The 14849-nt window shown below is 41.9% G+C and carries 11 protein-coding genes; 3 read left to right on the top strand and 8 right to left on the bottom strand.

Going from position 1 to position 14849, the window contains the following annotated elements:
- Positions 1–108: 108 nt before the first annotated feature.
- On the top strand, positions 109–501 hold the full coding sequence (locus AC6H44_RS00650) for a c-type cytochrome (RefSeq protein ID WP_500736854.1): 393 nt from the start codon (positions 109–111) through the stop codon (positions 499–501).
- Between the two features lie 170 nt (positions 502–671).
- Positions 672–3230 (top strand): diguanylate cyclase domain-containing protein, encoded by a 2559-nt coding sequence (locus AC6H44_RS00645; RefSeq protein WP_500736853.1) that lies wholly within the window; start codon positions 672–674, stop codon positions 3228–3230.
- Between the two features lie 18 nt (positions 3231–3248).
- Here AC6H44_RS00645 and rep read toward each other — a convergent pair whose 3' ends face one another.
- Complete coding sequence (gene rep, locus AC6H44_RS00640; protein ID WP_500738345.1) at positions 3249–5267, bottom strand: DNA helicase Rep; 2019 nt, start codon at positions 5265–5267, stop codon at positions 3249–3251.
- A 115-nt stretch (positions 5268–5382) separates the two neighbouring features.
- On the opposite strand from rep, the gene ubiK reads away from it, so the two are divergent.
- Positions 5383–5646, top strand: coding sequence for a ubiquinone biosynthesis accessory factor UbiK (gene ubiK / locus AC6H44_RS00635; protein ID WP_500736852.1), 264 nt, complete (start codon positions 5383–5385; stop codon positions 5644–5646).
- A 311-nt stretch (positions 5647–5957) separates the two neighbouring features.
- Here the strand turns inward: ubiK and can are convergent, their stop codons facing one another.
- The 7 genes from can to ilvG form a co-directional block, all read right to left on the bottom strand.
- Positions 5958–6623 carry a carbonate dehydratase gene (gene can, locus AC6H44_RS00630; RefSeq protein WP_500736850.1) on the bottom strand — a complete coding sequence of 222 codons (666 nt, stop codon included), beginning with the start codon at positions 6621–6623 and terminating at the stop codon, positions 5958–5960.
- Positions 6624–6633: 10 nt separating this feature from the next.
- Positions 6634–7818 (bottom strand): methyltransferase, encoded by a 1185-nt coding sequence (locus tag AC6H44_RS00625; protein WP_500736849.1) that lies wholly within the window; start codon positions 7816–7818, stop codon positions 6634–6636.
- A 149-nt stretch (positions 7819–7967) separates the two neighbouring features.
- Positions 7968–8951, bottom strand: coding sequence for an ABC transporter substrate-binding protein (locus AC6H44_RS00620; protein WP_500736848.1), 984 nt, complete (start codon positions 8949–8951; stop codon positions 7968–7970).
- A 144-nt stretch (positions 8952–9095) separates the two neighbouring features.
- Positions 9096–10649, bottom strand: coding sequence for a threonine ammonia-lyase, biosynthetic (ilvA, locus tag AC6H44_RS00615; RefSeq protein WP_500736847.1), 1554 nt, complete (start codon positions 10647–10649; stop codon positions 9096–9098).
- Positions 10650–10651: 2 nt separating this feature from the next.
- On the bottom strand, positions 10652–12508 hold the full coding sequence (gene ilvD, locus AC6H44_RS00610) for a dihydroxy-acid dehydratase (protein ID WP_500738344.1): 1857 nt from the start codon (positions 12506–12508) through the stop codon (positions 10652–10654).
- Between the two features lie 102 nt (positions 12509–12610).
- Positions 12611–12853: an acetolactate synthase 2 small subunit gene (ilvM, locus tag AC6H44_RS00605; protein WP_013463861.1), complete on the bottom strand. Its 243-nt coding sequence runs from the start codon at positions 12851–12853 to the stop codon at positions 12611–12613.
- Positions 12850–14499, bottom strand: coding sequence for an acetolactate synthase 2 catalytic subunit (gene ilvG, locus AC6H44_RS00600; protein WP_500736846.1), 1650 nt, complete (start codon positions 14497–14499; stop codon positions 12850–12852). The genes ilvM and ilvG overlap by 4 nt, the downstream gene beginning before the upstream one ends.
- Positions 14500–14849 lie beyond the last annotated feature (350 nt).

Raw genomic sequence — 14849 nt, 5'->3', positions numbered from 1 at the left:
ATCGACGCTGAACATTTTATAAATGACTTAGTGGGGTTATAATCGGTTTAAATTTCCGTCATTTAAAATCGTGATTGATCACGTTCAAATTGAAGTGGGCAAGGCAAAATGAAAAAATTTACAGCTGCGGCATTACTTATGTTAGCAACCACCGCATACGCACAGCCATATGATAACGCTATGACTGAAGATGCAATTAAAAAACGTTTAGCGCCTATCGGTGCTGTTTACTTTGAAGGTGAAAAAGTGGCAGTTGCTGCACCAACAGGTCCTCGTTCAGGTGAACAAGTATATCAAGCAGCTTGTTTCGCTTGTCATGGCACTGGCGCTCTGGGTGCACCAAAATCAGCCGAAGACTGGGATGTCCGCCTTGCTAAAGGTAAAGATACATTATTAAAACATGCCATAGACGGGTTTAACGCAATGCCACCTCGCGGCACCTGTATGGATTGCTCTGATGATGAAATTAGCGCAGCAATCGATTTTATGACAGCTAAATAATCCAACCATACGCTATATAAACGAAAGGCTTACTCTCTAGTAAGCCTTTTTTGTTTCTAATTAACGACTTTTAGCGGCATAATTTAGATAAATATCTACTTGACGCAAAATACTAAAGGTGGAACTATAGTGATTAATAACTATACGAAAAATATAATTGGTTAATATCATTGGAAGATAAACTTACTGTACCAAATAGCCTAGTGCACCAAAATAAAAGACTAAAAGCACTACTGAAAAAGTACAAACATGCCTACCACCTCCATAATGCACTGATACAACTATCAGAGCAGGCAAGCACTGTCGCTGAATTAACCTTACTCTACCCTGCTATTCATGACATATTACAAAAATATGTACCCAGCAAAAGCTTTTATGTGGTGCTTTTAGAACCGCAATCACAACAGCTGGAATTGTCTTATTTTTCAGATGAAAAAGATGGTATTGCGGTGGCGCTTGATCAAAATAACAACTTTGAGGAAGGCGCTACAGGGTATGTTTTCAAACAAGGTAAAACCAGTTATTTTACTAAGCAACAAATGCACGATGCGGCACAACAAGGTTTATTTAAAGCGCTGGGCACTCCTGCAGAACACTGGGTGGGCGTTCCCGTTTATCAAGAAAAACACATTATCGGTGTGTTAGCGGCGCAAAGCTACGATACTGAGCAAGGTTATAGTGCGCAACAAATAAACCTACTTGAGGCGATGTCACTTTATTTAGCCACTGCTATTGAACGAGTTAAAAAAAGAGAGCTGCTTGAATCAGAGGTAAAACTTAGAACTCGTGCATTAACACAGAGCAATGAGGCTTTAAATCTTGAGATACAGCAACGAAAAAGCGCACTGCAACGTCAACAAATACTGTTTAAAATTTCAGAATTGACAACTCAAGCTGAGAATATAGATGACGCGTACTTTAAAATACATCAAATAATAAAAACCATTACTTACGCAAAGAACCTGTATATCGCCCTATACGACAAAAAATCAGGATGGATTAGCTTTCCTTACAGTGTTGATGAATTTAAAGGCAGCACTCAACCAAGACGCTTTGCAAAAGGTTACAGTGAGCTGGTGATCAGTACCGAAGAAACACAAATAATTCACCCGCAAAGAGCACAAGAATTATTAAATAGCGGCATTGTAAAGCGTGAAAAACCGATAGATGAATCGAAAAGAGCCACCAGTTGGCTAGGCGCTCCACTTAAGACCTCGCAAGGCGTTATCGGCTTAATTGTGTGCCAAGCCTATAACAATGAACATCTTTTTACACACGATGATGCTGAGCTGATCACCTTTGTATCACACCAAATTGCTAGCGTGCTACAGACAAAATTAGCTTCGCAAGCGCTAAAAAAGAGCCATCAAGAGCTAGCCTCTCGCGTGAACGAAAAAACCCAAGAATTAAGTCAAGCAAACTTACAGTTGCAAATGCAGATTGAGGAACGTAAAAAAATAGAACAACAGCTCTACCACGATGCTCATCATGATTCATTAACGGGCTTGCCAAATCGTAGCTTATTTTTAACCCAACTTGAAAAAACCCTTCAGTATTATCAACGCCATACTGAAGCGCATTTTGCAGTGCTGTTTATTGACCTTGATAAATTTAAAGATATAAACGATCAACTTGGTCATCATGCCGGTGATGAATTTTTAATTAATGTCGGCACGCTTTTTTCACAGTGTATTCGTGATCATGATTTATTAGCACGTTTAGGTGGAGATGAGTTCGTTATTTTACTCACTCATTTGACCGAACCAAATCAGGCTGAAGATGTTGCTGAGCGTATAATTAAAATTATGCAAAAACCATTTTGTAGCAAAGGTATATGCGTGCAAGGTGGTGCAAGTATTGGTATTACCTATTCAAAACAAAGTTATAAACATACGGATGAAATTATTCGTGATGCCGATGCAGCTATGTATCATGCTAAAAATTTAGGTAAAAATCGATTCGAGCTATTTCATCCACTGCTCGCTGAGCCGGTGATGCAACATGAGTCACACACATTACATTATCTTGATGTTTTACCTATGAATTTTCGTAGCTCAGATATCATTACCTTTAATGAACATTATCAGAGCGCAGCGTTACTTGAGGCTTTTAGTGAGCATCCGGTGCTTGGCTTTACCAGCTTTGATATTTTAAAAAAGTTTGCTAATGATAAAGAGCAGCACGCAAAAGTTGAATTAAACCTCATTAAACAGGCTTATCAACAGGCGCAAAATGCCAAAATAGCCGTTGCGCTTTTGCCTTGTTCAGGTTTACTTCTGGAAGAGCATGAGTTTTCTTTACTAACCGCTACGCTAAAACAGTTTTTAAACATTGAGCAACTTTGCTTATTATTTGATGAGCAAGAATTGCGTTACGCCAGTGCGGTGCAATTGGATAATCTAAAACAACTTAAAAAGTTAGGATACTCTATTGGCTTAAATAACTTTGCAAAAGACAAATGCGAACTTAATTTAGTAACCGAGATAGCGTTTGATTATTTACTGCTAAGTTCTACCTTTAGTAAACGAGTATTACAACAAGCACACTACGATTTACAGTTACAAGGTGTGCTGGCGATTACTAAACTTAAACGTGTTAACGTGATTGCTAAAGGCCCATCCATATTAAACTTCAGAGCTCTCTTAGATAAACACGGTCTAAATTTATTCGTTGCTAAACAGTACCCACTAAAAAGCACGCTACCTGCGGCACTTAAAAGCTCAAATTAAAGTAGCTAAAAACCAATACTATTGCGGTTTTTTTAGCATGGCTCTTAAATTTGCAACCCGAGCTTGGCCTTTTTCCATACGCTGTGCTTGGGTGTTAGGCGCTTTTTTATTTTCAAACGCTAAGTCATCTTGCGGTAACTCTTGGACAAATCGACTGAGCTCTGTTTGTGATGTTTCACCAAATTGACGACGAATTTTAGCATAGGTTAAAGTCAGCTCTTGTTGCGCACGGGTAATACCTACATACGCAAGGCGGCGCTCTTCATCCACATTATCTTCATCAATACTCACTTGATGTGGCAACACCCCTTCTTCCATTCCGACCATAAATACATAAGGGTATTCGAGTCCTTTTGAAGCATGCAGCGTGAGTAATTGCACTGCATCCGCCTCATCTTCCTCTTCATTACGCTCTAGCATATCGCGCAGGGTTAATTTACTCACCACTTCAGCTAACGTCATGGGTGGATTATCGGCATCGCCAGTGAGCATATCGGTGATCCAACGGTACAGCTCAGACACATTTTTCATCCGCATTTCGGCGGCTTTGGCACTTGGTGATGACTCATATAAATAGGCTTCATAATTAATATTACGCACTAAATCTTTCACTGCTTCTAAGGTATCACTACGCACTGCGTTATCCGAAAGCTCCACCACCCAACGTGCAAACCCGGCTAATGCATTTAATCCACGCCCTTTTAATCTATACCCTAAATCGTTATCAAAGCAGGTCGCAAACAAGCTTTGATGTTTTTCATTGGCCAATGTACCTAGCTTTTCAAGAGTCACTGTACCGATTTCACGTCGTGGCGTGTTTACAATTCTTAAAAAGGCATTGTCATCATCTTGGTTCACTAATAAACGCAAGTACGCCATAATATCTTTAATTTCAGAGCGGGAAAAAAACGACATCCCGCCACTAATTTTATAGGGTATACGGTTACTCATTAACGACTTTTCAAAGCCACGTGCTTGATGGTTACCTCGATACAAAATAGCGTAATCTTTATAGCTGGTGCGTTTCATAAATTTATGAGAAATAATTTCTGCAACCACGCGCTCTGATTCATGCTCCTCATCACGACACGCAATCACTTTAATTTGCTCACCATAACCGAGTTCACTAAAGAGTGTTTTTTCAAACTCGTGAGGGTTATTTGCAATTAATATATTAGCCGCTTTAAGAATACGCCCTGCACTACGGTAGTTTTGCTCTAATTTTATTAATCTTAGTCCTGGGTAATCTTTACTTAGTAACACCAAGTTTTGCGGACGGGCGCCACGCCAAGAGTAAATAGACTGATCGTCATCTCCCACTACGGTAAACCGTGCCCGCTCGCCCACCAGCAATTTTACCAATTGGTATTGGCTGGTGTTGGTATCTTGATATTCATCAACCAGTAAATAACGAAAGCGCTGCTGCCAACGTTCACGTGACGTGGTATCGCTGCCTAAAAGCAGTGTGGGGATCATAATTAAGTCATCAAAGTCGAGTGCGTTATAAGCACGTAGTTGATTTTGGTAGCGTGCATATAACTGAGCAAATAACGCTTTTTGTGGCTCTCTGGCTTCGCGAATAGCTTGCTCTGGTAAGATCAGCTCATTCTTCCAGCTACTAATTTGCATTTTTAGTAGCTTAAGTAAGTCTTTGTCTTTTTTAAGCTCATCTTCGGTTAAATCGCCAAGTAATTGATTGGTATCTTGGTCGTCAAACAGCGAAAAACCGGGTTTAAACCCGAGTGTTTTTAACTCTTTTTTGATGATCTCAAGTCCTAGCGTGTGAAACGTAGAAACCCATAAACCTTTCGATTCTTGTTTGCCTAGCGTCTGCAAAACCCGCTCGCGCATTTCTTTAGCCGCTTTGTTAGTAAAAGTAACCGCCGCAATATTACGCGCTTGATACTCACACTTTTGTACTAAGTAAGCGATTTTATTAGTGATAACTCGCGTTTTACCCGAGCCTGCGCCGGCTAATACCAAGCAAGGACCACTAATATACTTTACCGCTTCATCTTGTTTAGGATTGAGTTTCATAACACGACCAGGTAATTGCAAAAAGACGGGCAATTTTAACGTAATCACTACAATACGCCTAGCCAATAAGGTAATATTAGTTACTATCATTTTAGGTAACAGGCAAGGGACGAATATGATTAACCCAGCAAAACTTGAAGAAATTGCGAAACAAATCACTAGCAATATGCCACAAGGCGTAAAGAATTTAGCTGAAACACTTGAAGGAAAGACTAAGCAGGTGTTACAAAATAAGCTTGCCGAAATGGACTTTGTAAGCCGTGAAGAGTTTGATATTCAAAGCCAAGTACTCATTCGCACCCGTGAAAAGCTCACCGAGCTAGAAGCAAAAGTAGCAGTACTTGAGCAGCAATTATCAACAAAAACAGACGCTGAATAACTAATTTAACGTGTAAAAAGCAGCTTAGGCTGCTATCTACTCAGCTATTCAAATAACTCATCTAATATATAATAACCAATGGGTTGCTGTTGTTCTATGCTTACTTTAAGTAGCTTTTTAGCAACCTGCTCACCGGTAATGGGTCTGTAACGTTTGAGGGGGCCAAAACACGTTAGTAATGGCAGTAAAAACCTAATTGACGACGCGATAAGCTGACTACATGCGAATAGCTAGGACACGCTAGCAGCTGTTGTAACAATTGACTGCCCACTAAGCCCGTGCTGCCGATAATTACCGCCGTTTTAGCCATACTAGGCGTGGCTGTCCGCAGACTTGTTCAACACATGCTGTACTGCTTTTTTATAGCTAGTGCATTCTTCTTCGGCGCAGCTTACTACTGATTCTAAATCGTGTAAGTGACCGTTTTCTAAGCCATACACCCAACCATGCACCGTGAGTTCTTGACCTCGTAACCAGGCATCTTGAACAATACTTGTGCGCGAAACATTACGTACTTGCTCAATCACGTTAAGTTCTATTAAACGGTTCAGCCGCTGTTTTTCTGGTATTGCATTGAGTTGCTCTAAATGCTTTTCTTTTACATCACCAACGTGGCGTAGCCAATTATCAATAAAGCCAAAGCGATCTTCGTTTAATACCGCTTGTACACCACCACAACCATAATGACCTACAACCATAATATGTTTTACTTTTAATACTTCAACCGCATACTGCATAACCGATAAGCAATTATGATCGGTGTGCACCACCACATTAGCAACATTACGATGTACAAATAATTCACCTGGCAGTAAATCAACAATTTGATTGGCAGGAACCCGTGAGTCTGAGCACCCTATCCATAAATATTCTGGGTTTTGTTGCATCGATAAAATTTTAAAAAATTCAGGGTTCGCTTCGCTCGTTCTCAATGCCCAGCGTTTATTATTTTCTAGTAAGTTATTTAAATTTCTCATTACATCTCTTTTAGGTCGAAGGCGTTAAACTGGCTAAAATTAAAATATTACGAGGTGTTAATTGCTTCTCACAAAATGTGTTAACCCTGACGTTATAGCCTTGCTGTTGCAAATATAAAGCACGATCGAGTACAAGCCAAACTTCTATTGCTCTTCTAAACACATGTCGAACCAGTTCAACTCGTTCTGTTACCTTTTTTCGCGCCTGCCCAATCAGTAAAAACTTATTATAATCAACATCTTTTGGTAATTTTAAAGCTTTTTTATCAGCAGCCCAAACACAAAATGATGCAAATGAATCTGAAAATATCGCCTTATTCACCGATGGTACGCTAACATACACCGACTCACCAGTAAGTGACTTTCTTAGCGCATCAAACCCGAGTCGCCACTCAACTTCTGTTTTTCGTACTTTGCCTATTCGCGAAGGGGCTGTAACCGTTTCTTGCAAGGCGAGCTTTAAATCTCTATGGGTTAAATTAAGTTCACTTTGCTTTGCATACTCGCTCATTGCTTGGTAATTATTGTCGGTAAATAAATGATAGCAACAAGGTGAAAAGCTAATTTGGGCTACTTTTGCCGCACTGGCTTGGTGCATAAAAGTTTGATGTAACGCGCCGCAAGCATGTAAAGCAACGGCATGAGTGTGTGGATTAAAAAAGTCACAAGTGTTGTCTTTTAGCACATCCGCTTGACTAAATTGCATAGCAAGCCCTTGTTGCTGTGCACTTTTTTGTCCTTGTTCACATAAATGAGATTGCAGCTCTATACTGTGTACACTCGGCGCGCCATTAAAAGCCAACATTCTCCCTAAATGCCCTTTGCCTGCACACCACTCCAAAATAGGCTGATTATTGGCAGGTAGTGCACCGACAAAGTCTTGAAGCTGAGTAAACTTTCGTCCTTTAATACCATTACTGATCCAAAACGGATAATCGGTTCGACGGCTTGTTATGGCAGGGAGTGAAGCTAGTTGGCTTAATTGTTCAACACCAGGTATAAAAGATGAAAAAAAATGATAGAGCTGCTCTTGATCAGTATCTAATTCAGCGACCGCCTCATCAGATAAAGCCGTTAAGGAAGCATGCAATTTTGGCCAAGGTAAAGTGTCAAAATCAAATGCAGTGCACTGCCAATACGAACGCGTACTGCTTAGTAAAGAATCAAGGGCAAAAAATTGCTCAGTTAAAGTCATAACAGCTTAAAATATAAAAAGAGACATATAATTATACCAGTTCAGTAGCCCCTAATTAAGCTGTTATTTTGCTGGGCATTTACAACTTGAAAGTGGTTTTTTTGGCTTTTGCTATTAGTGATAGACTAAGTCGCACTCTTTTTTAAATATCAACGGGTTTTTAACATTAATCGCAAATAAAGCGGGATAGAAATAATACTAATAATAATCGCCGCAATCAGCATCCACGATAACTGTAAACTCTCTTGTTTTTTATATTTATAAATAAAATCGGCTTTTACTTCGTCAAACTTTGTTTGGTCAATCTCATATAAATCAGCAATTAAACGCCATTTTGCCATCGACATATTCCCCACGTTAGTGCTAGGTGGGGCAATATAGTCTTTTAGTACTTCTGCTTCATAAGCTAATTGATGAAAGCTGCGTTCAGGCGCATAAAACTGCTGAGTAACAGCAATGGCTTCATCCATATTCATTAGCGCGTAACGCCAACCTTTTAAACTCGCTTGATAAAATTTTTCTACCGTATCACGGTGGTACTTAACCATATCATCACTGGTAAATAAAATATCTGCGTATACGTCCATACCATAACGTTGTGGACATATTAGCCGATGGGCAATGCCTTGCTGATCCATATAATAAGGTAAGTCAGTGACATACACCTCCATGGCATCGATGTTATTTTCCATCCATGCTTTTTGTAATTGCTTGCCTTTATGTATCGCTAGTTTTTCAATATCAATGCCACTGCGCTTGAGCATAGTTAATAGCTCTGAGTTACTCTCTTTACTCACCTCACTGACTCGTTTATTGGTAAAATCACGGGCATGAAAAATATCAGAGCTTTCTTTGACCATCCAGCAATAAGGGGAAAACTGTAATATGGCAGCCATAGCAACAAAGGGTTTGCCAGCAATTCGCTGCTGTAAAATACCAGAATGGGCCACACCAAACTGCGCTTCGCCTCGCTCTATTGCACCAAAACTATTGGGTCGTTTTGGATCTGCAGGCACGATAGTGACCTCTAAACCAACCTCATCATAAAAGCCTTTTTGCTGCGCCATGTAATAGCCCGCAAATTGAAATTGATGCGTCCACTTTAATTGTAGTGTGACTGATTCCTGCGCCATTAGCTGGCTACAAAACAAGCAGGCGCTAATTATTAATCCTTTAAATAACAAAGAAAGTTTCCAAAAAACGTAATGATTATCGTAACTGTAAGTAAAGCAGCTGATAAAGCAAGCATCCGCAGAAGATGCTTGTTTAAAATAGGGTTATGCTAAGGCGAGCTTTTCAAGCTTTTCTGCGTGAGGCTGTGTAGTTAAAAACTGGGTAAAACAGGGGTTATGAGTTTCGTCTTGCACACTGTAACCTAAGCGATTTAAGTGCTCATTAAACATCTCATACTGGCTTGGTTCAATGGCAAACCCTGCGAGAACATTGCCTGTAGACCCACCATGATTACGATAATGAAATAAAGTGATATTCCAATTACTGCCTAGCGTATCTAAAAAGCGTGCCAATGCACCTGGATACTCCGGGAACTCAAAGCGTAATAAGCGTTCATGAAGTTGCTCTGGCGCTTTACCACCGACCATATAACGCACATGAAGCTTAGCCAATTCGTTATCTGACAAGTCGCAAAATATATATTTATTGTCAGTAAGGCTTTGCTTAAGCTCTTCAAGCTCTGCTAATCCTTGGCGCAGTGCAATACCAACAAAAATTTGCGCTTCACCTGGTCCTGCATAACGGTAATTAAATTCGGTAATAGCGCGCCCACCTAAGGATGCACAAAATTGTTTGAAGCTACCGCGTTTTTCATCAATGGTCACCGCTAATAACGCTTCGTTTTTTGCACCTAGTGCTGTACGTTCAGCTACATAACGTAAGCGATCAAAATTTAAGTTAGCACCAGATAAAATAGCGGCTAAATTTAATCCTTTTAGTCCTGATTGTTGACACCATTTTTTAAGCCCTGCGGTTGCCAATGCGCCTGAAGGCTCGGCAATGGCTCGGGTTGATACAAAAATGTCTTGCATGGCAGCACATATTTCATCATCAGATACGGTTACCACTTCGTCGCAAAACTTTTGCGCCAGTCTAAATGTTTCGCTGCCAATAATTTTAACCGCAACCCCATCGGCAAAGCTTCCGACTCGGTCAAGCTCTACAGGCTCGCCTGCTGCTAAAGCAGCTTTTAAGCAAGCGCTTTCATTTGCTTCTACCCCAATCACTTTGATATCTGGGCGTAGCGATTTAATGTATACCGCCATGCCTGCCAGCAATCCACCGCCGCCAACGGGAATAAATACCACGTCTAAATCGTTAAGCTGTTGCATAAGTTCACGGGCAACCGTGCCTTGACCAATAATCACATCGGGGTCATCAAATGGCGGGACAAACACCCCGTTTCGCTGCTCAGTTAACGTCAGAGCATACGCCTTTGCAGCATCAAATTGATGACCATGCAATACCACTTCCCCGCCCAATGCCCTTACCGCATTAACCTTAATTTCAGGCGTGGTTACGGGCATAACAATGGTGGCTTTATGCCCTAAGTGTGACGCACTCAGCGCCACCCCTTGAGCATGGTTACCTGCCGATGCGGTGATCACCACCGAGCCTTTTGGCAGCTTATTTAATTTATTAAAAGCACCGCGTAATTTAAACGAGTACACGGGTTGCTGATCCTCACGTTTTAACCAAACATGATTACCTAATTGTGCACTCAATTCGGCCATTTCACTCACCTCAGTCACTTTAGCTAAAGGCTCCATATTGGCTTGAATAATAGCGCGAAAATAATCGAGTTCTTGAGAAACCATAACTAGCTAAGCTCCTCCAGTTTGGCTAAATCGCGAACCGCGCCTTTATCGGCACTGGTTGCAAGTAGCGCATACGCCTTAAGCGCAGATGATACATAACGGTCGCGATTAAGCGGTTTATACGCTTGTTTACCGCGCGCTAATTGTTTTTGCCTACGCGCTTCGAGTTCCTCATCGCTCAACGCTAAAGTGATTTCGCGAGTAGCAATATCGATGATAATTTTATCACCATTTTCAACATACGCTATTGCGCCACCGCTGGCAGCCTCGGGAGAAACATGACCAATTGATAAACCCGATGTGCCGCCTGAAAAACGCCCATCAGTAATTAATGCACACTGCTCTGCCAAGCCTTTTGATTTTAAGTAGCTGGTTGGATACAACATTTCTTGCATGCCAGGGCCGCCTTTAGGGCCTTCGTAGCGAATAACCACTACATCGCCAGCTTTTACTTCGCCATTTAAAATCCCTTCAACTGAATCATCTTGAGATTCATACACAACCGCCGTGCCTTCAAAATGCAGCATTTCATCAACCACCCCAGCACTTTTAACAATACAACCATCTACCGCTAAGTTACCCGCAAGCACCGCAAGCCCGCCATCTTGACGAAATGCATGCTCAACACTGCGAATACAGCCATTAACACGGTCGTTATCCCCTTCATCCCAACGGCATTCTTGGCTCATGGCTTTGGTGGTACGAATACCCGCCGGGCCTGCGCGGTAAAACTTTTGCGCCGCTTCGTTATTAGGATCGGTTGCATCCCATTTTTTTACCAGCTCACCCATGGTCATACCGGCAACATGATTAACCGATAAATCGACCAAGCCAGCTTTACCCAGCTCACGTACTATGGCCATCATGCCACCAGCGCGGTGTACGTCTTCAATGTGGTATTGCGCAGTAGCGGGGGCAACTTTACATAAAAACGGCGTTTTACGTGAAAGCTCATCAATGTGCGACATATCAAAATCAACACCGGCTTCTTGCGCTGCCGCTAATAAATGCAATACCGTATTTGACGAGCCGCCCATAGCAATATCAACCACCATAGAATTCATAAATGCGGTTTTGTTAGCGATGGCACGAGGCAGCACGTCTTGGTTATCTTTTTGGTAATATTCGCGGCATAAATCAACAATGCGGGCGCCCGCTTCAACATACAGTTGCTTGCGGTCTTTGTGGGTCGCAAGCGTTGTCCCGTTACCCGGCAGTGCTAACCCTATTGCTTCTAATAAACAGTTCATTGAATTGGCAGTAAACATCCCTGAACATGACCCACAAGTAGGACATGCTGAGCGTTCAACCTGCTCTGAATCGGCATCACTTACCGATTCATCGGCGCCTTTTACCATGGCATCTACTAAATCGAGTTTAATATCTATATTGGCTAATTTAGTTTTACCCGCTTCCATTGGGCCGCCCGATACAAAAATAACTGGTATATTTAAACGCAGCGCCGCTAACATCATCCCAGGGGTGATTTTGTCGCAGTTTGAGATACAAATCATCGCATCAGCACAATGGCCATTGACCATATACTCTACCGAGTCGGCTATTAAATCGCGCGATGGCAATGAATAAAGCATGCCGCCGTGGCCCATGGCAATACCGTCATCTATGGCGATGGTATTAAATTCTTTTGGTACGCCGCCCGCTTCAGTGATAGTTTCAGCCATCAGTTCACTGAGCTGATTAAGATGCACATGCCCAGGTACAAATTGTGTAAATGAGTTAACCACGGCAATAATTGGTTTACCAAAGTCGGTGTCGGTCATGCCTGTTGCACGCCATAATGCTCTTGCGCCTGCGCGTTTACGTCCTTCTGTGGTGGTTGCACTTCTTAATTTAGCCATAGTTACCTCAGTGTTTGCCGCAATCAATGCGGGCATTCCTCATTCTAAAAGTTGGTGAATAACCAAATAGTCAGTTACTCGTAAAATTTGTTACATTTGCTGTTAAACAGCCTGTTGCTGTAAGTTTTGTAGCGTCACGTGTTTCACATCAACCAGCTTATTTAACTGACTGGTAAGCAGGTAAATTGGTTTATCGCTATCAACTGTCATGGCCATATTATATTGGCCATCGTCCATATTGAGCTGTAAGTGAGTCAAATCAAAACCACGATGACGCACCACACGTAAAAAGCGCTCGATTGCGACACTTTGGCTTTTTAAAGCAATAGTTAAACTGTGTTTCATTGTGCTTTCTCCGTTATCATCTCATCGTTAGCAGCCCCAGGTGGAACAAGTGGCCATACGTTTTCTTTATCATCGATACACGCATGAACAATATAAGGCCCGTCGCTATTTAGTAAGGCCGTGATTGCATCATCCATTTGGTTTGCGTGGGTAATGGTTTGCCCAGGAATACCAAAAACAGCCGCTAGCTGCACAAAGTCAGGGTTATCTGAGAGGTTAGTTTCGCTATAACGCCCTTCAAAAAATAGCTCCTGCCATTGGCGCACCATACCTAAACGTTGGTTATCCAAAATTAATATTTTTACCGGTAAATTATTACGACGAATAGTGGCAAGCTCTTGGATATTCATCATGATTGAGCCATCACCGGATACGGTGATCACAAAGTCATCTTTTCTCGCTATTTGTGCGCCGATTGCCGCAGGTAAACCAAATCCCATAGTGCCTGCACCGCCACTGCTTAAGTGATTGCATGGATGATTAAATTTCATGTGCTGGGCTACCCACATTTGGTGCTGACCCACATCGCAGCAAACAACACTGCTGCGTGGCATACGCTGGCTTAGTTGATTTAACAAATAAGGAGCAAACACTTTTTCACCCGGATAATCGTAGCGCCATGCATGCTTAACCATCATTTGTTTATTATGATCGCACCACGCCTTTGGCGTAACCACGCACTCAAGGGCAGGAAGTGAGGTTTTTAAATCAGCAATTAACGACGCCTTTACTGGTTTACGTTTACCAACCTCGGCTGCATCTATGTCTAAATGAATCACGCTTGCTTTTGCAGCAAACTTAGCTAAGTTGCCTGTTACACGGTCATCAAAGCGAGCACCAATACACACTAGTACATCACATTCTTGCACCGCTAAATTAGCCGCTTGACCACCATGCATACCTAGCATGCCTAAATCATATTCGTAATCAGGTAATACACTGCCCAATGCTTTAAGGGTTGAAACCGCTGGCATTTGGGTTTTATTTAAAAATTGCATTAACTGTGCTTGTGCATCAGCGGCATGGACACCGCCACCAACATAGGCAACAGGCTGTTTGGCTTCACTGAGTAATTGATTGGCGATAGCAACTTGGTTTAAATCAAGTTGAGGCAAGTATTCATCAGCCGCTAACCAAGGTTTAAAAGGCACCTGCGCCATTTGAATGTCTTTGGGGATATCAACTAAAACAGGCCCTGGTCGGCCGCTTTGTGCTAAATGCATTGCCTCTTGCAGTATTTCGGCTAAATCTTCTGCTCGCTCAACCATGTAGCTGTGTTTTGTGCATGAAAGCGACATACCCAACACGTCAATTTCTTGAAAAGCATCAGAGCCAATCGCTGCGGTTGGTACTTGTCCGGTGATGGCAAGTAAAGGCACTGAGTCCATCATGGCATCTGCCAATGCGGTAATTAAATTTGTAGCGCCTGGGCCTGATGTTGCCAAGCACACACCTAAGCGTCCTGTGCTGCGAGCATAGCCCACGGCGGCAAACCCTGCGCCTTGCTCATGACGAGTAAGATAATGTTTTACAGGCGCACCATATAACGCATCGTAAATGGGCATAATAGCACCACCTGGGTAGCCAAATACTTCATCTACGCCGTGTTTGGCGAGTAAATCGATTGTTAGTTCTGCGCCTGTCATTAGTAAATCCTCATTCCTGTGTGACAACCCATTAAAATTTAACTCTAAAACTAAAAAGCCCCCCGGACGGTTAAGTGCGGAGGGCTTTTCAATGCTTAGTTTTTTAAAGCACTACGAAGCCCTCGCGGGAATAATCACCACGATAATAATCAGGACTAGGTTAAGTGCATTTTTAAGCATAAAATTCAGTACCATTTAAGATTCAGTCATTGCGAACATTTTATTTCGCTGTCTTTTTATATTAGTACCGCGCTCAGAGCGGCAAGTCAACACCCAATTTAATTCAAAATAATTACAAAAACACACTTACTAAGGTGTTAAAATTCAATTAAATCCAATTGAATAGATTT

The organism is Pseudoalteromonas sp. TAP-3C (assembly GCF_059888565.1).
This window is presented reverse-complemented; position numbering and strand designations above follow the sequence as displayed.